At 46.2% G+C, this 21,852-nt stretch carries 18 protein-coding genes; 17 read left to right on the top strand and 1 reads right to left on the bottom strand.

What is annotated here, in order from left to right:
* Nucleotides 1-49 precede the first annotated feature (49 nt).
* The 8 genes from C1I60_RS03615 to C1I60_RS03580 all read left to right on the top strand — a co-directional run bounded on the left by C1I60_RS03615 (nucleotide 50) and on the right by C1I60_RS03580 (nucleotide 10,527).
* Nucleotides 50-1,600 (top strand): glycosyltransferase, encoded by a 1,551-nt coding sequence (locus C1I60_RS03615; RefSeq protein WP_137060526.1) that lies wholly within the window; start codon nucleotides 50-52, stop codon nucleotides 1,598-1,600.
* A gap of 39 nt (nucleotides 1,601-1,639) precedes the next feature.
* Complete coding sequence (gene rffA / locus C1I60_RS03610) at nucleotides 1,640-2,803, top strand: dTDP-4-amino-4,6-dideoxygalactose transaminase (protein ID WP_434784365.1); 1,164 nt, start codon at nucleotides 1,640-1,642, stop codon at nucleotides 2,801-2,803.
* A gap of 1 nt (nucleotide 2,804) precedes the next feature.
* Nucleotides 2,805-3,527, top strand: a complete 723-nt coding sequence (locus C1I60_RS03605; RefSeq protein WP_137060525.1) for a GNAT family N-acetyltransferase — start codon at nucleotides 2,805-2,807, stop codon at nucleotides 3,525-3,527.
* 453 nt (nucleotides 3,528-3,980) lie between these two features.
* Entirely contained in the window at nucleotides 3,981-4,178 is a 198-nt protein-coding gene (locus tag C1I60_RS03600) for a cold shock domain-containing protein (protein WP_013373372.1), read from the top strand.
* Between the two features lie 463 nt (nucleotides 4,179-4,641).
* Nucleotides 4,642-5,196: a ribosome hibernation-promoting factor, HPF/YfiA family gene (hpf, locus tag C1I60_RS03595; RefSeq protein ID WP_137060524.1), complete on the top strand. Its 555-nt coding sequence runs from the start codon at nucleotides 4,642-4,644 to the stop codon at nucleotides 5,194-5,196.
* Nucleotides 5,197-5,608: 412 nt separating this feature from the next.
* Entirely contained in the window at nucleotides 5,609-8,059 is a 2,451-nt protein-coding gene (gene secA, locus C1I60_RS03590) for a preprotein translocase subunit SecA (protein ID WP_137060523.1), read from the top strand.
* Nucleotides 8,060-8,414: 355 nt separating this feature from the next.
* Nucleotides 8,415-9,528 (top strand): peptide chain release factor 2 gene (prfB, locus tag C1I60_RS03585; RefSeq protein WP_137060522.1). Its coding sequence is split into 2 segments (ribosomal slippage): nucleotides 8,415-8,486 and nucleotides 8,488-9,528, totalling 1,113 coding nucleotides; the frame shifts between segments, so codons are not numbered across the junction.
* Nucleotides 9,529-9,627: 99 nt separating this feature from the next.
* A complete protein-coding gene (locus C1I60_RS03580; RefSeq protein WP_137060521.1) occupies nucleotides 9,628-10,527 on the top strand; it encodes a YitT family protein in 900 nt (299 codons plus the stop codon).
* A gap of 94 nt (nucleotides 10,528-10,621) precedes the next feature.
* On the opposite strand, the gene C1I60_RS03575 is transcribed toward C1I60_RS03580, so the two are convergent.
* A complete protein-coding gene (locus tag C1I60_RS03575; RefSeq protein WP_137060520.1) occupies nucleotides 10,622-11,542 on the bottom strand; it encodes an SMP-30/gluconolactonase/LRE family protein in 921 nt (306 codons plus the stop codon).
* A gap of 302 nt (nucleotides 11,543-11,844) precedes the next feature.
* Here C1I60_RS03575 and argC point away from each other — a divergent pair, with 302 nt between their 5' ends.
* The 9 genes from argC to C1I60_RS25150 form a co-directional block, all read left to right on the top strand.
* The gene (gene argC, locus C1I60_RS03570; RefSeq protein ID WP_137060519.1) at nucleotides 11,845-12,894 is read left to right on the top strand and encodes an N-acetyl-gamma-glutamyl-phosphate reductase; all 1,050 of its coding nucleotides are present in this window, start codon (nucleotides 11,845-11,847) and stop codon (nucleotides 12,892-12,894) included.
* A 106-nt stretch (nucleotides 12,895-13,000) separates the two neighbouring features.
* Nucleotides 13,001-14,227 (top strand): bifunctional glutamate N-acetyltransferase/amino-acid acetyltransferase ArgJ, encoded by a 1,227-nt coding sequence (argJ, locus tag C1I60_RS03565; RefSeq protein WP_137060991.1) that lies wholly within the window; start codon nucleotides 13,001-13,003, stop codon nucleotides 14,225-14,227.
* A gap of 80 nt (nucleotides 14,228-14,307) precedes the next feature.
* Nucleotides 14,308-15,147: an acetylglutamate kinase gene (gene argB, locus C1I60_RS03560; RefSeq protein ID WP_137060518.1), complete on the top strand. Its 840-nt coding sequence runs from the start codon at nucleotides 14,308-14,310 to the stop codon at nucleotides 15,145-15,147.
* 56 nt (nucleotides 15,148-15,203) lie between these two features.
* Nucleotides 15,204-16,472 carry an acetylornithine transaminase gene (gene argD, locus C1I60_RS03555; RefSeq protein WP_137060517.1) on the top strand — a complete coding sequence of 423 codons (1,269 nt, stop codon included), beginning with the start codon at nucleotides 15,204-15,206 and terminating at the stop codon, nucleotides 16,470-16,472.
* A 43-nt stretch (nucleotides 16,473-16,515) separates the two neighbouring features.
* Nucleotides 16,516-17,472, top strand: a complete 957-nt coding sequence (gene argF / locus C1I60_RS03550) for an ornithine carbamoyltransferase (protein ID WP_137060516.1) — start codon at nucleotides 16,516-16,518, stop codon at nucleotides 17,470-17,472.
* Nucleotides 17,473-17,586: 114 nt separating this feature from the next.
* Nucleotides 17,587-18,822, top strand: coding sequence for an argininosuccinate synthase (locus C1I60_RS03545; RefSeq protein WP_137060515.1), 1,236 nt, complete (start codon nucleotides 17,587-17,589; stop codon nucleotides 18,820-18,822).
* 89 nt (nucleotides 18,823-18,911) lie between these two features.
* Nucleotides 18,912-20,324: an argininosuccinate lyase gene (argH, locus tag C1I60_RS03540; protein ID WP_137060514.1), complete on the top strand. Its 1,413-nt coding sequence runs from the start codon at nucleotides 18,912-18,914 to the stop codon at nucleotides 20,322-20,324.
* A gap of 524 nt (nucleotides 20,325-20,848) precedes the next feature.
* The gene (locus C1I60_RS03535; RefSeq protein WP_137060513.1) at nucleotides 20,849-21,100 is read left to right on the top strand and encodes a hypothetical protein; all 252 of its coding nucleotides are present in this window, start codon (nucleotides 20,849-20,851) and stop codon (nucleotides 21,098-21,100) included.
* On the top strand, nucleotides 21,093-21,852 hold a 760-nt coding region (locus tag C1I60_RS25150), incomplete at its 3' end, for a cyclic di-GMP-binding domain-containing protein, MshE-related (RefSeq protein WP_491844689.1). The genes C1I60_RS03535 and C1I60_RS25150, both read left to right, overlap by 8 nt.

Genomic DNA, 21,852 nt, shown 5'->3' with positions numbered 1-21,852 from the left:
GAACGTGGTCCCCACAGTAAACCCTAATACTAATGAAAAGAGGTCCCTAATGAGAAGTTCCAAAGAAACGCTTGAATTAAAAAAAATACTATCGAATGATAAATTATCAAATGTGGAAGTATACAAATTACTGGACCATGAACTAACCAAATTAATTGGAAACTTTGAAAGTATAGATTCAAATAGTCGTCAAGAGATAGTAACTGAAATCGAACAATTGATATCGGATTATAAGAATTGGGAAATATATCTAACATCATTTTTACTCACCTGTACAAAGGATCAGAAGTTTTTGGATGATATTTTTGAATCTATAGAAAAAGAAGTATTAATAGAGGCGCTTCACTTTATTTACTGGCAAATTACGAGCCTTCTTTTTACTACTCCTAAATTGAAAACGGAGCAAAATACTAACAGATTGAGAAGGATATATCGGAAATATTTTGAGTATTTTAATAATCAAATCGCTAACGAAAGGAATTGGATTCCTTATGAAGAACGAAACCAAGATCTTGTAGTTGTTGTGGCTGGACAGATACTTTCTATATCACATAGTCCTACACAAGTAGCATTAGATCATTGCAAAGCTTTAGATAATCTAAAAAAAAATATTTTCCTCATCAATACCGCAGACATGCCACGCTCTATAGTTACGCCTTATTTTGAAACGGACCTATCTAATTATGTCGAGAAGTACAATCAAACTGATAAGCTAGTGTATGAAAATTTAAGTTTTTCATTCTTTCAATGCAAAAAACAAATGCCAAATGGTAACCAAATAACGGAGTTAATTCAAATGATACGGCATTTAAAGCCGCTCTTTGTTTTATCTATCTCAGGCTCAAATGTAAGCGCCGACCTATTTTCTAATTTTGTGCCTGTTATCACTCTGCCATTAGCGTATGATCTCCCTTTTTCCGAGAGCACATTTTCAATTTTGCCTAGAAAATTAAACGCAGCAGACTTGAACACCCTAGAAGATTTAGATAGGTCTAGAGAATCAGTTATTGAGAGTGTATTTACTTATAAATATACGCCTCCACAGACTAAAATGCATAGAGAGTATTGGGGGTTAGGCGAGGATAATTTTGTATTGGCCATAGTAGGTAATCGCCTTGATACGGAGCTAGATGATTCTTTTTTAACAGAGCTGGACGATTTATTGAAATGTAATGATCATGCCCGCATTATGTTTATAGGTGATCTTAAAAATTATAAAAAGATAACGAATCGATATATCACTCTTGATAAACAATCTGTTCATGTCGGAGCTCAAAAGGATTTAGCCGCTGTTTATGAAGTGTGTGACGCCTATTTGAACACATTTCGATCTGGAGGCGGTACTTCTGCGGCTATTGCATTAAGGCAAGGGCTACCCGTTTTTACATATGCCTTCGGGGATGTTGCTCACACGGCAGGAGAGCACTATCATATTAACAGTTTTGATGATGTGAATACATTTATAAAAAATTGGGAAAACCCCGTATTTAGGGAACACGAAAAATCTGTAGCAATAAGCAGGGCGAGTGAAATCTTTGACAGTGAGAAGGTTATGAAAGAGATTATAGAGACTATGACTAAATCACCACACTTTTATTAAGCTGCACGTGCTTCACCACATAATTTGCTGAAATGAGAGATGAAAATGATAAATTTCAATGTACCGGCAATCGTAGGTAAAGAAGGAGAGTATATCAAAGAGTCATTTTCTAGTGGACATCTTTCGGGTGATGGAGAATTTACGCGGTTATGTGCGAATTGGTTTGATAGAACTTTTAATGTGAAAAAAACACTAATAACGACTTCTTGCACACATGCTCTGGAGATGGCTGCTATTCTCTTGGATATCCAACAGGGGGATGAAATTATCATGCCATCTTATACATTTGTATCCACTGCTAATGCCTTTGTTTTAAGAGGAGCTAAGATTGTGTTCGTGGATATCCGACCAGATACTATGAATATTGATGAAGATCTTATAGAAGATGCGATCACAGATAAAACAAAAGTAATTGTCCCAGTGCATTATGCTGGAGTAGCTTGTGATATGGATAAAATTTTAGATTTGGCGAATAGATACAATTTGGTAGTTGTAGAGGATGCAGCACAAGGGATTCTTAGTGAATATAAAGGGAGAAAACTTGGGACTATTGGTCATTTAGGATGTATCAGCTTTCACGAAACCAAAAATGTACATTGCGGAGAAGGTGGTGCTTTGTTGGTCAATGATGACCAATTTGTGGAGAAGGCTGAAATAATACGTGAGAAAGGGACAAACAGATCCAAATTTTTTAGAGGTCAGGTAGATAAGTATACTTGGGTTAACATAGGTTCTTCCTACCTCCCTAGTGAACTGAATACTGCCTTTTTAATGGCACAACTCGAAGCCGCGGAGATGATTACAAAAAATAGATTGGCTAGCTGGAATTTATATTTTAATAGATTAAAGCCTCTGAGTGATGAGAAATTAATCGACATACCTTGTATACCTCTGGGCAATGCTCATAATGCTCATATATTTTATATTAAAGTTAGAGATTTAGAAATAAGGACTGAACTATTAAATTTTTTGAGAAGACATGAAATTATGGCTGTTTTTCATTATGTACCGCTTCATAGCTCCGAGGCAGGGTTAAAACATAGTTCATTTATTGGTAGGGATGTTTACACAACTAGAGAGAGCGAACGTTTAATTAGATTACCTCTCTATTTTAATATTGATGAGTCTGATATAAATCGGATTGTAGACTGTATTTATAATTTCTTTCTACAGAATAGTTCTTCATTAGTCGGAGGGGTCTAGAATGCTGAGGCTTTTGCATTGGGATTCTATTTTTTTTGATATGAATATGGCCGAAATTTCAACTACTTCCCTAATTACAAGCTCATATCTTCAACATTTTATAGAAAAGAATCAATTGGACTTTATACAAGCGCTTTGTAAAATTGATGATATAACCACTATTCAATTTCTGGAAAATGAACATTTTCATATGGCTGACATTAAAGTAACATTTGAAACTAGAATAGGTAGTAATGCACAAAATAAAAGTTCCCTTGTAGTTGCCACGGAGCATGACTTTCCTTTATTGAAAAATAAACTGACAGGATTATTTAAAGATAGTCGATATTCTTGTTATCAGCATATTTTTGATGCAGAAAAGGTGGATAAATTATATAATTTGTGGGTGAAAAAGTCAATTCTGGGTTCGTTTGATGATTATTGCCTTGTTCTTACGATGGATGGAGAGATTATTGGATTCGTAACAATTAAAGAAAATTTAAACGACAGAGAAGCAAGGATCGGTCTTTTGGGAGTCGATCTAAAGCATCAAAGCCATGGAATAGGCACGAAGTTACTAACAGAGTTAAAAGTGTTTCTTGAATCCAGGCCAATTGATCAACTATTAGTTTCGACACAAGGTAGAAATTATAATGCAATGAATTTATATATAAAGTGTGGTTATAGAATTCAAAAAATGGAAAGTTGGTATTATTGGACGAGGCAGTCGAAAGAAGATGTGTAGACGAGCCTTCCTTGCTTCCTATGACAGTGTGCCCTCTTTTGTGATGAGGGTAATGGTCAAGATTCGTTCATAGATCCAACGCCAGATCGTTTAGGACGAAATGAGGTTCCTCTTTCGTTGAAACCAACAGCGAACTACTCTAAGACGTTTGAATTTTATTGATATGGCTGGAGATCCCCGATAATTAAGTGAAACGGATGCAACAAAAAATTTAATTGAATTTATTTTATGAGTTTCAAACGCTCACAAAGAGTTTACTATATGAATATAGTAGGCTCTTTTGCTTATTATACCATGCCAATCTATAGGAATAGAGTGATTTACTTATGATAACTGGAATAACTATGAAAGAAAACATTATCAATTCCAATTGACAATGGATAACTTTGGGTGGTATAGTCGGAATGTGGGCGAGAGCTTCACTTCATTTGATGACGAAGGGAATGTTAGTGCATGCAAGGTAAAGTAAAATGGTTTAACGCAGAAAAAGGTTATGGTTTCATTGAAACCGCTGATGGCGGCGACGTATTCGTTCATTTTTCCGCAATTCAAACAGAAGGCTTCAAAACACTTGAAGAAGGACAAGACGTGGAGTTCGACATTGTCGAAGGCGCACGTGGACCACAAGCCGCTAACGTAACCAAATTATAATCATCCCCGGCATAGCCGACCTACATAATTGGTAAGATGGTTAGCAATGGATAATGCGCTAGTAACTGCCCTGGAATGTATTCCAGGGCTTTTTTATGTTTTCTAGGTATATAAAAGGGCCCTTTACACGAGTGACCCGTTCACAGCAAAAGGAAATTTTTCGGCAGAACTGTAACCGATTCAGTGTGAAAGGGCCACCCGTCCTTTTTCGTTAAGGTAGCTGAGCGTAAAGCCGGGAATTCATAAATGTCACGATGCAGCAGAGCAACTTTTTTTTATATGTGCTTATTATTCACATGTGTATAAATGCCTCTTTAAAACATGATCTCCATAAAAAGGGTGTTGGAGGAAGCGTTTTATCGAAAAAAACAGAATTTTGTAAAATACCTCCGAAATGTCGGGTGCTTTTTTTACTTGGCGTTAACATATGTGTTATACTGGAGGAGCAAAGGAGGCGTGCCCTATGAACTTAACAGTACGAGGTCAACAGATCGAGGTTACCGACGCTTTGAAGGAATACGTTGATAAGAAATTCAGCAGACTTGAGAAGTATTTCGATGCACCCCCGACGTCTGACGGAAGTGTAACGTTAAGCACAACCAGAGATTTGCACACTGTAGAAGTAACCATTCCTTTGCCGGGGCTTGTACTCCGTGCCGAAGACGAAAGCGACGACATGTATGCGTCCATTGATGCCGTGGTAGACAAGCTTGAGCGGCAGATTCGCAAGCATAAAACTAAGCTGAACCGTAAATTTCGTCAAGAAGGCAGCTTGAAAACCCTTTTTGTTGAAGATACGGCAGGTGGCGTGGCTGTTGCTGAAGATGCAGAATTGGATGAGCTGGAAGTCGTCCGCACCAAGCGTTTCTTATTGAAACCGATGGATGTGGAAGAGGCTATTCTTCAAATGAACATGGTTGGACATAATTTCTTCGTATTTGCCAATATTGATAACGAAGAAGTCAGCGTGGTTTACAAGCGCAATGACGGTAAATACGGCCTAATCGAACGAGAATAATCTGTAAGACAGGAACTTGTTATGTTTTAAAATGAATAAAGGGTTCCCGATTGAAAGCATCTCATTGAAGATTGGGAAGAATGAAAATAACGACGAGCCTTATCCTTGCGAACCTGGCGGGGTAGGGCTCTTTTATATGTTTTTTTGAAAATGAAATGTAATTTTAATGCAAAAGAGCGCAACCAAATGTGTATTTCATACGTCAATTGTCTGGGTATCTTTAACCAGATGCAAATCAGGGAGCGGCTTTTGTTGCGGCATGTCCTACAAACTGTTACAATTTATGCAAAGAACATCGCACGATGGGCTGGTATAGCCGGGCCTGTCAAACATATCGGGATCAATTTCATCATGGACCCTTTCTTATTGTGAAATTGATTCTATTAATTGTTTTGCGTGAAAGGGGTAAACCATGTTAGGAATTGTAAAGAAAATTTTTGGAGATACAAACGAACGTGACGTCAAGCGTCTAATGAAGACGGTTGAGCTGATCAATAAATTAGAGCCGGATTTCGAGAAGCTATCGGATGAGGAGCTGCAAGCGAAAACGGCGGAGTTTAAAGCCCGGATTGAGCAGGGAACTACGGCAGAAGAGATTTTGCCGGATGCTTTCGCAACCGTTCGTGAAGCGTCCAAGCGGGTACTGGGCAAACGTCATTATGACGTGCAGATGCTTGGCGGTATTGCGCTGCATGAAGGTAGAATTGCCGAAATGAAAACCGGCGAAGGTAAAACACTGGTGGGAACACTGCCGGTTTATTTGAATGCACTGTTGGGTAAAGGCGTGCACGTGGTTACGGTCAATGACTATTTGGCGCAACGTGACAGCGGAGAAATGGGACAAATCTATAATTTTCTGGGCATGTCGGTTGGGCTGAATTTGGCCGGTCTGGGTCATGGAGAAAAGCAAGCGGCATATGCTTGCGACATCACATACGGCACGAACAATGAGTTTGGATTCGATTACCTGCGTGACAACATGGTGCTCTACAAAGAACAGATGGTACAACGTCCGTTGTATTTCTGTATCATTGATGAAGTGGATTCGATTCTCGTCGATGAAGCCCGTACGCCGCTGATTATCTCTGGACAAGCTCAGAAATCCACGGAGCTGTATTTTGCAGCTGACCGTTTTGTGAAGAGTCTGAATGTTGAAGAAGATTACACCTTGGATATCAAGGTGAAGTCAGTTGCTTTGACCGAGAACGGTGTATCCAAAGCTGAGAATTTCTTCGGACTGGAGAATCTGTACGATCAGGAAAGTGTTACAATCAATCACCACATCGTACAGGCCTTGAAGGCTAACGCCATTATGCGTCTGGATGTGGATTATGTCGTAGCTGACGGCGAAGTTATGATTGTCGATGAGTTCACAGGCCGTCTGATGGCCGGACGTCGCTACAGCGATGGTTTGCATCAGGCGATTGAAGCGAAGGAAAACATCGTAGTACAGAACGAGAGCATGACGCTGGCGACGATTACTTTCCAAAACTATTTCCGTATGTATCGCAAATTGGCGGGTATGACGGGTACAGCTAAAACAGAAGAAGAAGAATTCAAAAAAATATATGGTCTGGAAGTTCTCCAGATTCCTACGAACCGGGCAAATCAGCGTGTGGATATGCCTGACGTAGTATACAAGAGCGTAAAAGGTAAATTCCATGCGGTGGTGGATGAAATTGTGGAGCGTCACAAAAAAAACCAGCCGATATTGGTAGGTACGATCTCTATTGAAAATTCGGAGCTTCTTTCCGAAATGCTGAAACGCAAAGGTGTACGGCATAAAGTGCTGAACGCCAAGTACCATGCCGAGGAAGCTGAAATCATTTCCCGTGCAGGTGAAGCGGGTTCGGTAACCATTGCCACGAACATGGCGGGACGTGGTACAGATATCGTGCTGGGCGAAGGCGTAGCGAGTATTGGTGGTTTACACATCATCGGTACAGAGCGTCACGAATCTCGCCGTATTGATAATCAGCTTCGCGGACGTGCAGGACGTCAGGGGGATCCTGGCTCCACACAATTTTACTTATCGCTGGGCGATGAGTTAATGAAGCGTTTTGGTGCAGACAACGTGCTGAATATGATGGAGCGCTTGGGCTTCGAGGAAGACCAACCGATTGAAAGCCGCATGATTACACGTGCAATCGAATCGGCGCAAAAACGTGTTGAGGGCAACAACTTTGACCAGCGTAAAGTCGTTCTCCAGTATGATGACGTGATGAATCAGCAGCGTACTATTATTTACAAACAGCGTCGTGAAGTGCTGGAATCCGAGAACATTAAAGAAGTCGTGTTCGACATGATCAAGCCTGTCATTGAGCGTGTGGTGGAAGCTCATTGCGGTGATGACATTCCTGAAAACTGGGAACTTGAAGAAGTGGCAGAATATGTGAACAGCAATCTGCTTGAGGAAAATGCAATCAGTCGTGATGACCTGTGGGGTAAAGAAAAAGAGGAGATCGTTGAAATGATCTTCGAGAAAGTTACGGAAAGATACCACAGACGTGAAGAGACGATTGGCGAAGACATGGTACGCGAGTTCGAGAAGGTTATCGTATTGCGTGCAGTGGATAGCAAATGGATGGATCATATCGATGCTATGGATCAGTTGCGTCAAGGTATTCACTTGCGTGCTTATGGTGGAACCGATCCATTGCGTGAATACCAGTTTGAAGGTTTTGAAATGTTCCATGCCATGATCGCCAGCATCCAGGAGGAAGTAGCGACTTACATCATGAAGGCGCAAATTGAATCCAATCAAGAGCGTCAGGCTGTCATCGACGAAGACAAAATCTCGACGAGTGGCGAACCTGCTGCTCCTAAGAAGAAATCCGCTCCTTCGCGTCCACGCAGAAAATAACGGATTGAAGGACGGATTTAGGGAACCCTTCATTTCCTGCAATGCATATAATGGCAGGCGGCAGTTTATCCAACTGACCGTCGGCCATTTTGTGCCATACAGGGGAGCACCCGGTTATTTAAAAGCCGTTTGACTTTACGGCAGTCGGTAGCGAAGCGAAGGATTTGAATCTGGAGAAGCGCCAGCGTTCGCCTTTGCAGTGAGATGCCCACCTTTAAATGTTTTATTTCAATCAAGGGCATCTCGCTGCAACAGCGATCATAAGATCAAATCATTCGCGTAGCGTCTCCTCATCTAGCCGTAACTCACAACACTTTTAAACCTTTAACCTAATGACTAAAAGGAGAATGACATAATGATTGATCCAAATGTTAAACATGATTTAAGAGAAATAGGCAAGAAACTAACAAACCTTAGGGGGTCTCTTTGACTTAGATCTCAAACAGGAAATGATCGCAAACTTCGAGGAAAAGATGGCTGCGCCTGATTTTTGGGATGATAACGATAAAGCCCAAGCTGTGATCGCGGAAATGAACGCGGTTAAGTCTTCGGTAGACAGCTATGAACAGCTCCGTCAGGAATATGAGGATGCGGGGATGATGGCTGAGCTGGCTGATGAGGAAGGCGACGAAACACTGGCTGGTGAAATTGAGAACAGTATCAGATCCTTGCTGAGCAAGCTTGAGGAGTTCGAACTACAATTGCTTTTGAATCAGCCATATGACAAGCTTAATGCCATTTTGGAACTGCATCCGGGGGCAGGCGGAACCGAGTCGCAGGACTGGGGTCAAATGCTGCTACGGATGTATACACGCTGGGCAGAAAAACGTGGCTTTAAGGTAGAAACGCTGGATTACCTGGCGGGTGATGAAGCAGGGATCAAAAGTGTAACGCTACTGATCAAGGGCTATAATGCTTACGGCTACCTCAAAGCAGAAAAAGGCGTGCATCGTCTCGTTCGCATTTCTCCATTTGATTCCTCGGGTCGTCGGCATACGTCGTTCGTATCCTGTGATGTCGTGCCGGAAATTGCGGATGATGTGGACGTGGAAATCCGGACAGAGGATCTTAAAATTGATACGTACCGCGCCAGCGGCGCAGGCGGTCAGCATATTAACACGACCGATTCAGCAGTTCGGATTACGCATCTTCCTTCCGGCATTGTTGTAACTTGCCAAAATGAGCGCTCCCAGATCAAGAACCGTGAGCAGGCTATGACGATGCTGCGTTCCAAGCTCTATGAGCGCAAAATTGAAGAGCAGCGTCAACAATTGGACGAAATCCGTGGGGAACAGTCCGATATTGCATGGGGCAGCCAAATTCGTTCTTACGTGTTCCACCCATATAGCATGGTGAAGGATCATCGTACCAGTGTGGAAACAGGCAATGTAGGGGCTGTCATGGATGGCGATCTGGACCCGTTCATCGATGGTTACCTGCGCAGTCAGATCAAGCTGGACGCAGAATAATAGCCTGTATGTCTTCCTACAGTCCCGTAGGCCAAGTGCCTGTGGACTGTAGGAATTTTTGTGTACACGGTATTTTTAAATTAAAGGAGAATACGAAAGATGTCCCAAATGAATCTCCCCGCTGCTAGGCGAAGACGCCGTAAGCCTCTAATTGCCGCCAGTGGCCCCGCTCGCAATGTGATGGATGTCCTACTCATTGTGCTCGGCTCCTTCATTACGGCGCTGACCTTCAATATGTTCCTGCTTCCGAACCGAATTGCATCCGGCGGTGTGTCGGGTTTATCTATTTTGGGCGAGGATCTGTTTGGTCTGGAACCAGCTTATACGCAGTGGGGAATGAATATTCCGTTATTTATAGCTGGGGTGCTGCTGCTAGGAAAGAAATACGGTTTGCGTTCCCTGCTGGGAAGTATCATGTTACCTTTATTCGTTTATCTAACTAAGGATTGGGCAGTTCCGACAACGAATCCGTTGCTGGCTTCCCTGTATGGTGGAATCGGAGTAGGGTTGGGATTGGGCACTGTATTCCGGGGCAGAGGCTCGACGGGTGGGCTGGCTATTTTGGCGCAGATCATTCAAAAATATACCGGCCTCAGCCTATCACTCTGCGTCATGCTCATGGATGGTACAGTCATCACACTGGCTGGCTTTGCTCTATCGCCAGAACGGGCGCTGTATGCACTGATTGGTTTGTTTGTAACCGGCAAGGTCATTGATGCCGTGGAAATGGGGTTAAGCTACTCCAAAGTGGCCTATATCATATCCAATCAAAAGGAAAAGATCACACAGGCTATTTTACAGGACCTGGATCGAGGATTGACGGAGCTGGCAGGACGAGGAGGTTATACGAACGAAGAACGTCCTGTGCTAATGGTTGTGGTAGGCCAAAATGAGGTGACCCGTCTCAAAACGCTTGTTCGCTTGGTAGATCCGGATGCTTTTGTGATCATTAGTAACACGCGTGAGGTATTGGGTGAAGGCTTTAAGAAGGAAGGCTGAAACAAGGTGACCTGCCGAAAGGCTTGTTCTTAACTGAATCAATGCAGGAGGAGCCCACTGATGTAGTAGGCTCCTTTCTTTTTAGCATAGCTCATTAGATCCTTTTTGGTAATCGTTCAAGCCAATTTGCCGTTCGTCCTTGATTAAAATACGAGGTTGGCATTCCTTTTACCCCTGTTTTGGCCATAAATAAACCGCCTGCTAGTGGTTGATCAATACCATCGTCTTCTTGAGCAGTCGTTATATATAACTCATCCAGATGTTCACCGCCAAAAGCGCACGAAGTCACACGATTGACTGGGAGTGACACCTCAGCAATCACTTTTCCATGGGCAGGATGGATACGGGAAACACGTTTCCCTCCCCAGCGAGCAATCCACAACATACCCTCTGCATCGATTGTCATGCCATCTGGATACCCTTCACTTTCATCCAATCTAGCCACCAGTTGCTTATTCTTAATAGTGCCTTGTGCCACATCATAATCGAAGGAAACGATTTCCAATGTCGGAGTATCAATATAATACATTGTACGATGATCTGCGCTCCAAGCTAATCCATTAGATATAGAAGCTTCTTCAACCAGTAAGGAGACATTGCCTTTGGTGCTCAGACTATACAATGCTCCTTGTGCGAGTTCACCATTTAGGCTCATTGTTCCTGCCAAAAAACGTCCTGAAGGATCGCATTTACCATCATTAAATCGATTACCTAATCTACCTTCTTCAGGATCATGGATTAATACTTTGGCCCCTGTCTCAATATCCAAACAATGTAGACCGCTAATTAGTGCTACGATTACTTTATTTTTGAGATAAGGTACAACTGCACTAATATGTTCACCAACGTCTATTGTACGATTTGTGCATGTAGAAGGATCGTAGATATGCAATTGAAAGCCTTCAATATCGACCCAAAATAAACGTTGGAACTGTTGATCCCAGCTAGGGCCCTCGCCTAACTTTGCTTTAGCATCTATTACGATATTCGCTGTATATGTTTCGATGTGTAACACCCCTAACGGTTAAGTTTATTTCTGAAATTATGATCCAACTGTGAATCCCAATCATACGCTTCAAAAGAGATAATTTAAAAGGTATTCTCCCCCTTTCTTTATGCAAAACGGCAGACTGTATCCAATAGGCTCTATCTTTTTTAATTTCCTTTATTATAGCCTGTACAGCTTGTCCGTCAAAAGAATAGGCAAGAGCTTATATTTCAAATTTGGGTGAATAACTTTACATGAGTATGTTGTATTTATATGAATAGAGTCGTATAATAATACATATTTCATAGGAACGGAATGGAGGAAGGTCTGTGAGCAGCAAGCTAAAAGTGGCAATTGTCGGTTCCACCGGGTATGGCGGGGTGGAGCTCATTCGTTTTTTAGTTCATCATCCGCAGGTAGAGATCGTATCTGTTATTTCTTCGTCCAGCGCGGGTGTCCCGATCAGTGACGGGTTTCCGCATCTGACGGACATTGTGGTTCAGGATTTGGACGGTGTCGATGTTCAAGAGATGGCTGCCAAGGCTGATCTGGTTTTCACAGCTACGCCTTCTGGTGTGAGTACCAAGCTGGTGCCGCAGCTTCTGGATGCCGGATTGAAGGTCATTGACCTCTCCGGGGATTTCAGACTGCGAAGCGGGGAAACGTACGAAGCATGGTATAAAAAGCCTGCGGCTTCATCCGAATATCTCAAGCAAGCCGTATACGGACTCAGCGAGGTGTATGCAGAAAAGCTTGCCGGCGTCTCTTTTATTTCTAATCCGGGTTGCTACCCAACAGCAACATTGCTGGGGATTGTCCCTGCGTTGAAGGCAGATTGGATCGACCATCGAACGCTAATTGTAGATGCCAAATCCGGGGTATCCGGCTCCGGCCGGGGAACAAGTCTCGGTTCGCATTATGCGGAGATGAACGAGAATTTTAAAGCCTACAAGATTAACAAGCACCAGCATATCCCTGAGATCGAACAGGTATTGGGCGATATTGCGGGTGAGGACGTTACGATTACGTTTACGACACAACTGGTTCCGATGACCCGAGGAATTATGAGTACGATCTATGTCACGTTGAAGGGTGATTACACAGATCAGGATCTCATCGGGCTATACCGGGATTATTATAAAGACCATCCTTTTGTCCGTGTGCGTGGTGAAGGTGTATGGCCAGCAACGAAGGAAGTATTTGGCTCCAATTACTGCGATATCGGTTTTGCAGCAGATGCACGGACCGGGCGCCTTACGATTATTTCGGTCATTGATAACGTCGTGAAGGGTGCTGCTGGACAGGCGATTCAGAACTTAAACTTAATGATGGGATGGGAGGAGAACCTCGGACTGGGCTTCATACCGGTATATCCGTAAGCAGCAAGCAGACGCAACATGGAAGCGGGAAACGTAAGCGGGCGAGAATAGATTCGCAAATAGAACCGTTACTTATAGAAAGCGTTGCGGACGAGGGCACACAATGATGAGCAAATCAGGGTTTACAGTAGTAAACGGGGGGAATATCGTAACCCCGCGCGGCTTTACAGCCGGAGGGTTGCACTGCGGGCTTAAAAATACGGACCGCAACGATATCGGCGCGATTCGCTGCGAGGTAGAGGCGACGGCTGCTGCGGTATACACCACCAATGTATTTCAGGCTGCACCGCTCAAAGTGACTCGCGAGAGCCTCGTGGATGGTCGGCTGCAAGCGGTCGTGGTGAACAGTGGGAACGCCAATGCCTGCACCGGACAGCAAGGAGAGCAGGACGCCTACGCTATGCGCTCGGCTGCTGCTCGTGAGCTGGGTGTTGCGGAGAGTAATGTAGCCGTTGCATCGACGGGCGTGATTGGTGAGCATTTGAAAATGGACCGTGTGCTTGGCGGCATATCCGCATTACCTGGCCGTGTGAACGGGGAAAGCGATGGAGCGGAGCAATTTACCCAAGCCATTCTGACGACGGACCTGGTTAAGAAGGAAGCGTGTGTGGCGGTTGAAGTGGATGGTGTGACCGTACACATCGCCGGGGCGGCGAAGGGCTCGGGCATGATTCATCCGAACATGGCCACAATGCTGGCTTTTATGACCTGTGATGCTGCGATTGGGCAGACTGCACTTCATCAGCTATTGAAGCAGGCAACGGATACCAGCTTTAATATGATTACAGTAGATGGCGATACGAGCACGAACGATATGCTGATCGCGATGGCAAGCGGGCTGGCAGGTAACCGTGAGCTGCACGAAGGACATCCCGATTGGGCTGCTTTTGCCGAAGCATTCACCTATATTTGCCGTGAGCTGGCAAAGGCAATTGCCCGCGATGGGGAAGGCGCTACGAAGCTGGTAGAGGTGTCCGTGAGCGGCGCGGTAAGCGATGCATCTGCTCAAGCGATAGCGAAGACGGTGATCGGGTCCAGTCTGGTGAAGTCGGCTGTTTTTGGTGCCGATGCGAACTGGGGCCGGATTATTGCCGCTGTCGGGCGGGCTGGAGAGCCAGTCAATCCGGATACGGTAGACATCCGCCTGGGTGATATTGTTGTCCTGAGCGCGTCCAGTCCGGTCGCTTTTGATGAAGACGAGGCGCTCTCCTATCTACGGGGAGATACGGTGCGGATTATTGTGGATTTGCATCACGGGAACGGAACCGCCACAGCATGGGGCTGTGACTTAACCTACGATTACGTGCGGATTAACGCTGCATATCGGACATAGATAACGGAATAAGTACGGATGTAATACTGATATTATTGTAAAATGGCACGGACGGTGCAGAGTAGAAAAGGGGAGATTATATGCAATCGGCAGTGGAAAACGCGGATCAAGCCATTCATGCGGGATTGGCACGTCGTAATTTTGTAATGAAATGCGGAGGAAGTACGCTGGCGGCGCTGCCTGATTCCTTCTTTGACGATCTGGTCCGTTTGCAATCGGAAGGTCTGCAACCTGTTATTGTACATGGCGGCGGCCCTGCGATCTCCGACAATTTGGCGAAGCTGGGCATCGAAACGGAATTCATCAACGGGTTGCGCAAAACGACCGAGCCTGTGCTGGATGTCGTGGAAATGGTGCTGGCGGGCAGCATTAACAAGCAGATTGTACGCAGGATCGGAATGCACGGAGGTCGAGCACTGGGTTTGTCGGGCAGTGATGGTTTTTTAATCGAAGCAAGGCCTGTGTCGAATGCAGCAGAGGTCGGCTGGGTTGGAGAAGTAACGTCTGTTCAAGCTTCAATTATTACAGGTGTGCTGGATATGAACTATATGCCCGTTATTGCGCCCATCGGGATTGATAGATCCGGTCAGCGCTACAATATTAACGCAGATACAGCGGCGGGTGCGGTGGCATCCCATATGGGTGTTAGTCGGATGATCGTCGTTACGGATGTACCGGGAATATTGAAGAAGATCGGTGGAGAAAAGAAGGTGCTGGACTCCATCGCCGTACAGGAGATTGAGGATATGATCAGCACGGGTGAAATATACGGCGGCATGATCCCTAAGGTGAGAGCGGCTATTGCCTGCATCCATGGCATGGTGAAGGAGGTTGTCATTGTGAACGGCAGTGAACCGCAGGTATTAAGCCGTGTGCTGGGCGGGGAAGCCATTGGAACGCGCATCGTGCGCATGCAGTAATTGCAAACATACAACGAAATCTATATAACCTAACGAACAAAAGGAGCGTGAACATAATGAGTAAGGAGTCGAATACGCTGGTGAGCGTTGAAACGCCAGGTACGAACGAAGCCGTTGCCGGAGCACAAACCGAAAAGGCCTCCGCAGCTGTGCAGACAGAAAGCCCTCTTTTTCCAACCTACGCAAGATACCCGCTTTCACTAGTCAAAGGCCAAGGTAGCTGGCTGTGGGATGATCAGGGCAAGCGTTATCTGGATTTCATGTCAGGCATTGCGGTTACCAATCTTGGGCATGCGCCACAGGCTGTAGCTGAACGCTTGAAACAGCAGATTGATGAACTATGGCATGTATCCAATCTGTTTCATATTCCGGGGCAGGAACGGGCCGCCGCTCTACTGACTGCTAATAGCAGCGCAGATGCCGTGTTCTTCTGCAACAGCGGAGCGGAAGCGAATGAAGCTGCGATCAAGCTGGCGCGTCGTTATCACCAGAAGGTGAAGCAGACCGGACGCTACGAGATCATTACGTTCACGCAATCCTTCCACGGACGGACGCTGGCAACGTTGACCGCTACGGGTCAGGATAAAGTAAAAGAAGGCTTTTTGCCGCTTCCAGCTGGATTCAAAAGCGTTCCGCTTCACGATCAGGCTGCGCTCGAAGCGGCGATTAGCGAGAATACGGCTGCAATCATGCTGGAAATGGTGCAGGCAGAAGGCGGAATGTATCCGGTAGAACCTGCTTTTGTAGACGTGATTACAAAGCTTTGCAACGAGCATGGATTGCTTTTGATCATTGATGAGGTACAGACCGGCATGGGACGTACAGGCAAGCTGTTTTCCTTTGAGCATTACGGCATAGAGCCGGATATCTTTACGTTGGCGAAGGGCTTGGGCAGTGGGTTTTCCGTTGGTGCGATGCTGGGCAAAGGATATTTGCGTGAAGCGTTCACGGCGGGCAGTCACGGCTCTACCTTTGGAGGCACACCGCTTGCTATGGCAGCGGTTCAGGCGACCATTGAAACGATTATTGACGAAAAACTTCCAGAGCGTGCGGCTGAGCTGGGCGAGTATTTGTTCCAAAGTCTGCAAAAGCAGCTTGGAGAGATTCCTTTTGTAAAGGATATCCGTGGAAAAGGTCTGATGGTCGGTATCGAGTGTGCTGAGCCTGTGGCGGAGCTTGTTTTGGCAGGACAAAAGAAGGGCATTCTGTTCATTACCGCAGGGCCCAACGTGATTCGCCTGTTGCCTAACCTGTATGTAACGAAGGACGAAATAGATCAGGCTGTAGCTCTTATTACCGAAGTGATTCTAGAGCATATTGCTTAGCGTGGCTAAACCACTTGATTAGAGTGTAAAAGGAGATGATAGCATGAGCCAAGGCGGCGCATTGCAGCAAATTAATCTGAAAGGGCGGGACTTCCTTGAGTTGGACGACTATTCAACTGAAGAAATTCAATATTTAATTGATCTCGCCATCGAAATCAAGCGCAAGCACAAAAATGGAGAAACCTATCAGCCGCTGAAGGGGAAAACGATCGGACTGATTTTTGAAAAATCCTCTACGCGTACGCGGGTATCTTTTGAAGTCGGCATGTTTCAATTGGGTGGGCATGCCCTTTTTCTCAGTAAAAACGACATTCAACTGGGACGTGGCGAGCCTATTAGCGATATGGCACAGGTAATGTCTCGCTATCTGGATGGCATTATGATCCGCACCTTCGGCCACGATAATGTGGTAGAGCTAGCGCGTTATGCATCTGTTCCTGTGATCAACGGCTTGAGTGATTTGGCGCATCCGTGTCAGGTGCTGGCTGACTATCAGACCTTGTATGAGCAAAAGGGCAAGCTTAAAGGGCTTAAATTGGCCTACATCGGGGACGGCAACAATATGGCGCATTCCCTGTTGATTGGTGGGGCGAAGCTCGGCGTGCATGTATCGATAGCAAGTCCTGCTGGATATGAGCCTGATCCGAGTGTTGTGGTAGCTTCCCGTGAGATTGCCAAACAAACCGGCAGTGAGATTGTGATTACCCAAAGTCCGCAAGAAGCAGTAAAGGATGCAGATGCGATCTACACGGATGTATGGGCGAGCATGGGCTTTGAGGAAGAGCAGAAGGAACGGGAGCTTGCTTTTGCCGACTTCCAGGTGGATGAGGAGCTGGTTAAGCTGGCGAAGTCGGACTACCTGTTCCTGCACTGTCTACCTGCACATCGTGGCGAAGAAGTGAGCGCAGGTGTAATCGACGGACCGAATTCAGTGATTTTTGATGAGGCTGAGAACCGTCTGCATGCACAAAAAGCATTGATGGTTGCTTTGATGGGATAAAGAGGTTATGTTTTATGGTTAGAAAGATTGCATTTGTGGAAGATGATCTGTAGATTTAGATGCAGATGTGAATGAAAGATAGTGGCTAGAAGCATTCGGGGAGGACTTTCAATCATGGCAAAAGAAAAAATCGTACTCGCATATTCCGGCGGTCTGGATACGTCGGTCATTTTGAAATGGCTTAAAGAAACCTATGACGCTGAAATTATAGCGTTTACCGCAGATATCGGACAGAAGGAAGAACTGGACGGTTTGGAGGAAAAAGCGCTCGCAACTGGAGCCTCCAAAGTGTATATTGATGATCTGCGTGATGAATTCGCCAAGGATTTTATTTATCCGATGTTTCAGGCGGGTGCTTTGTATGAAGGACAATATTTGCTAGGAACGAGTATTGCACGTCCATTGATCGCCAAACGGATGGTGGATATTGCGATTGCAGAGGGTGCAACAGCTATCGCTCACGGCGCGACAGGCAAAGGCAACGATCAGGTGCGCTTCGAGCTGAACGCGGCGGCGTTGACGCCCGATATCAAGGTGATCGCACCTTGGCGGCTGGAAGAGTTCCGCAATCAGTTCCCGGGCCGGGCAGAAATGATTGCCTATGCGGAGAAACACGATATTCCGGTAACCGCTTCTGCGGCCAAGCCATACTCCATGGACCGTAATCTGTTGCATATCAGCTATGAAAGCGGTGTGCTGGAGGACCCTTGGTTTGATCCAAGCGCTCCTGAAAATAAAGACATGTTCTTGCTCAGCAATGCGCCTGAGGATGCTCCTGATGAAGCGGAATATTTGGAGCTGGAGTTTGAAGCAGGAAACTGTGTTGCCCTGAACGGAGAGCAGCTAAACCCGTTGCAGGTTATGGAAAAGCTGAATGAGCTGGGCGGCAAGCACGGCATCGGACGTGTGGACATGGTGGAAAACCGTTTTGTCGGTATGAAGAGCCGTGGAGTGTATGAGACGCCGGGCGGTACGATCCTGTTCACGGCTCATCGCAAAATGGAGTCCATCACGATGGATCGCGAGGTCATGAATCTGCGCGACAGTCTGATTACCCGTTATGCTACACTGGTCTACAACGGTTTCTGGTTCGCGCCGGAGCGTGTGGCTTTGCAGGCACTGGTTCATGAGAGCCAAAAGAATGTCAGTGGTACCGTGCGCGTGAAGCTGTACAAAGGCAATATTATTGGCGCGGGTGTCAAAAGTCCGGTCAGCTTGTATAACCCGGATATTGCGACAATGGAAGCCGATCCTACACAAGCCTACGATCAAGGGGATGCAACAGGCTTTATCCGTTTGAATGCCCTGCGCTTGAAGGTCAATGCAGGAGTAGCCAAAAATAATAAATAAATGAGTTAACCTAAAAATGTACGGGATGCGGGCCGTCCTTGTCCAAGCGACGAGGGCGGCTTGTATTGCAGAGAGGGGATCTTGCAAAAATGAGTAAGCTATGGGGCGGACGTTTTACGAAGCAGACCAACAGACTGGTAGAGGAATACACGGCTTCCATCGGGTTTGATCAAGCGTTGGCGGAAGAAGATATTCAGGGTAGTTTGGCTCATGTAGCCATGCTGGGCAAATGCGAGATTATCCCGCAGGCCGATGCGGATACGATCAAGGAAGGACTACACACGGTATTGGAGCGTATCCGCCGTGGGGAGATTGAATTTTCGGTTTCGGACGAGGATATTCATATGAATATCGAAAAAAATCTGATCGAAGCGATTGGTCCGGTTGGCGGGAAGCTGCACACCGGACGCAGCCGTAATGATCAGGTGGCAACGGATATGCACTTGTATTTGCGCGGACGTGTGGTGGCGCTGGTCGGTATGCTGCATGATGTGCAAGCCGCACTAATCGGGCAGGCGAAGGATAATCTGGATACGATTGTACCCGGATATACGCATTTGCAGCGTGCGCAGCCTATTTTGTTCGCGCATCATTTGCTGGCTTATGTGTCTATGCTGGAACGCGATATTGACCGACTCAAAGACAGCTACAAGCGCATTAATGTATTGCCGCTCGGTGCGGGTGCTTTGGCAGGGACGACCTTCCCGATAGACCGTCATTTTGTAGCCGAGCAACTGGGTTTTGATGGCGTGTATGAAAATAGTCTGGACGCCGTTAGCGACCGGGACTTTATCGTAGAGTTTCTGGCTGGTGCTTCGTTGATCATGACGCATTTGTCGCGCCTAAGCGAAGAGCTGGTGCTGTGGAGCAGCACGGAGTTTGGCTTCGTGGAGCTGGATGATGCTTTTTGCACAGGCAGCAGCATTATGCCGCAGAAGAAAAACCCGGATGTACCGGAGCTGGTACGCGGTAAAACCGGACGCGTCTATGGCAATCTCGTTGGACTGCTGACCGTCTTGAAATCCTTGCCGTTGGCGTACAACAAGGATATGCAGGAGGATAAGGAAGGGATGTTCGATACTGTTGCTACGCTGGAAGGGGCTTTGCAGTTGTTCGCGCCAATGATCGCAACGATGAAGGTGAACAAGGATCGCATGCGTCAAGCGGTCAATCAGGACTTCTCCAATGCGACAGATATTGCAGATTTCCTCGTTGGCAAAGGATTGCCGTTCCGTCAGGCGCATGAGGTTATCGGCAAAACGGTGCTGTATTGCATCCAGCATGGCAAGTATCTGCTTGATCTGACACTGGAGGAATTCCAGCAGTTTTCCGACTTGTTCGACGACCGTATCTATGAGGTGCTTCAACCGCAAACGGTGGTTAACGCCCGTAATGTATACGGTGGAACTGCAACCGGACAGGTACAGGCAGCCATCGGACGCAGTGAACAGCTACTGAGCAGCACGTCTACATGGTTTGAAGGGCACAAACGGAGTAATTAATCGGCTAAAGGAATCCTTGCACAGCAGCGGGACGTTGTGTAGAATTTGATAGTTTAGCACATATAGCAGGATATCAAGATAGCAAGGGCACCGTGCGCGGTGCTTTTTGTGCTTTTTAAAGTATTAGGAGGGGATTTGGCTTAAATGGCGATCTGAGAATAATAGATTGAGTGAAATTTCCTAGACAGGTGCAACCACGAGAACTATAAAATGATTCTATATACCTATGTATGCATTAGTGTGAAAGTTTCTAGAATTTACATTATTGTATACCTACTCCTACTACGAGTATGGTAGAATAGCACTAAGTTTTTAATTTCATTACCAATTTATCAGGACAGAACTGATATTAAATGAATAAATGTCAGGTTTTGACGGGTCACTCTTGATCAGAAAACTTGCATCAATGTGTAAACGAAGGGTTTAAATGAGAATAAGAGAATGTCCTGCTTTTCAGGAAGACGTAAGACCTTGGATGAAGGGAAAGGGCAAGAGGCAGAGTTGTTACGGTTCAGGGAGGTATTATGAGAAGCAAAAGAACGGCGCGGCAGTTAAGGAGCGCATGGATCGGTTATCACGCTTCTGACGCCGATCAGTTGGTGTCTTCGTTGCACGAGGAGCGGATACAGGCAGAGAAGTTGCTGCGCGAGGAACGAGAGCTTTTCCACGCGGCGCTGGAACGGAAGAAGCAACGGGATGCGAAGTTGAAGCAGTTGCTTGCGGATGCGCTCGCAGAAGAGCGGCGTTGGATTGAAAGGGCGGGAATCCATGGGTGACAGGCTGAGGTGGCAGATTGGGGGAGTTTCAATTCCCCAAACCAAGAGAAGAATAAAAGAAGAGCGTCAGCAGATCGCTCGACTGGAGCAGCAATTAGAGTCCCAGCGGACGGAGCAGGCCCCGGTGCTGTACAAGCTGGATTTTCATATTGAGGAACTGGAGCGGCGGCTTCAGGATACGGAACTGCGTATCCAGGCATTACAGAGCACAGCGGATACGGCAGCAGCGGTGGAGCAATTGCTGGATAAAAGTGTGCAGGATGGACAAGCCCAGGAGGCGCAGGTCCAATATGCTAGCGGCCAACAGGAACAGGCTGCGGCAGGAGCCGTCTTGGGAGTAGTCTCCGGCGCTCCTGGTTCAGCAGGCGGAGAGGCCGCCACGGGAATACAGAACGGACGGAACGGAAAGGCCCGCCTTGGAGATCAATTGGTGGACAACGGCATAATTACCCGCGATCAACTTACCGACGCCATCCGAAACCAAAAACGTTACGGTGGCAGGCTGGGCGACATTTTGGTAGAGATGGGCTTCATTACCGGAGAGCAGTTGCAGGAGCAGGTGGACGGTGATGAATCCAAAGAGCGACTAGGCGACATGCTGGTACGTTCCGGCTATATTTTACCAGAGCAACTGGAGCGAGCGCTGGAATTCCAGGCGAAGAGCGGCGGGCTGCTCGGCGATATTTTGCTGTCATTGCAAATGCTGGAGCCTGCGGATTTGTACCGCGCGATTGCTACACAGAACCGGATCG

Source organism: Paenibacillus terrae (genome assembly GCF_005217525.1).
Lineage (GTDB): Bacteria > Bacillota > Bacilli > Paenibacillales > Paenibacillaceae > Paenibacillus > Paenibacillus terrae_C.
Note: the sequence above shows the minus strand (reverse complement) of the source record. Positions and strands in the feature narration are given on the sequence as shown.

Coding starts and splice junctions, on each gene's coding strand:
- C1I60_RS03615 (WP_137060526.1), top strand. CDS start 50: ATGAGAAGTTCCAAAGAAACGCTTGAATTAAAAAAAATACTATCGAAT.
- rffA (WP_434784365.1), top strand. CDS start 1,640: ATGAAAATGATAAATTTCAATGTACCGGCAATCGTAGGTAAAGAAGGA.
- C1I60_RS03605 (WP_137060525.1), top strand. CDS start 2,805: ATGCTGAGGCTTTTGCATTGGGATTCTATTTTTTTTGATATGAATATG.
- C1I60_RS03600 (WP_013373372.1), top strand. CDS start 3,981: ATGCAAGGTAAAGTAAAATGGTTTAACGCAGAAAAAGGTTATGGTTTC.
- hpf (WP_137060524.1), top strand. CDS start 4,642: ATGAACTTAACAGTACGAGGTCAACAGATCGAGGTTACCGACGCTTTG.
- secA (WP_137060523.1), top strand. CDS start 5,609: ATGTTAGGAATTGTAAAGAAAATTTTTGGAGATACAAACGAACGTGAC.
- C1I60_RS03580 (WP_137060521.1), top strand. CDS start 9,628: ATGTCCCAAATGAATCTCCCCGCTGCTAGGCGAAGACGCCGTAAGCCT.
- argJ (WP_137060991.1), top strand. CDS start 13,001: ATGAGCAAATCAGGGTTTACAGTAGTAAACGGGGGGAATATCGTAACC.
- argB (WP_137060518.1), top strand. CDS start 14,308: ATGCAATCGGCAGTGGAAAACGCGGATCAAGCCATTCATGCGGGATTG.
- argD (WP_137060517.1), top strand. CDS start 15,204: ATGAGTAAGGAGTCGAATACGCTGGTGAGCGTTGAAACGCCAGGTACG.
- argF (WP_137060516.1), top strand. CDS start 16,516: ATGAGCCAAGGCGGCGCATTGCAGCAAATTAATCTGAAAGGGCGGGAC.
- C1I60_RS03545 (WP_137060515.1), top strand. CDS start 17,587: ATGGCAAAAGAAAAAATCGTACTCGCATATTCCGGCGGTCTGGATACG.
- argH (WP_137060514.1), top strand. CDS start 18,912: ATGAGTAAGCTATGGGGCGGACGTTTTACGAAGCAGACCAACAGACTG.
- C1I60_RS03535 (WP_137060513.1), top strand. CDS start 20,849: ATGAGAAGCAAAAGAACGGCGCGGCAGTTAAGGAGCGCATGGATCGGT.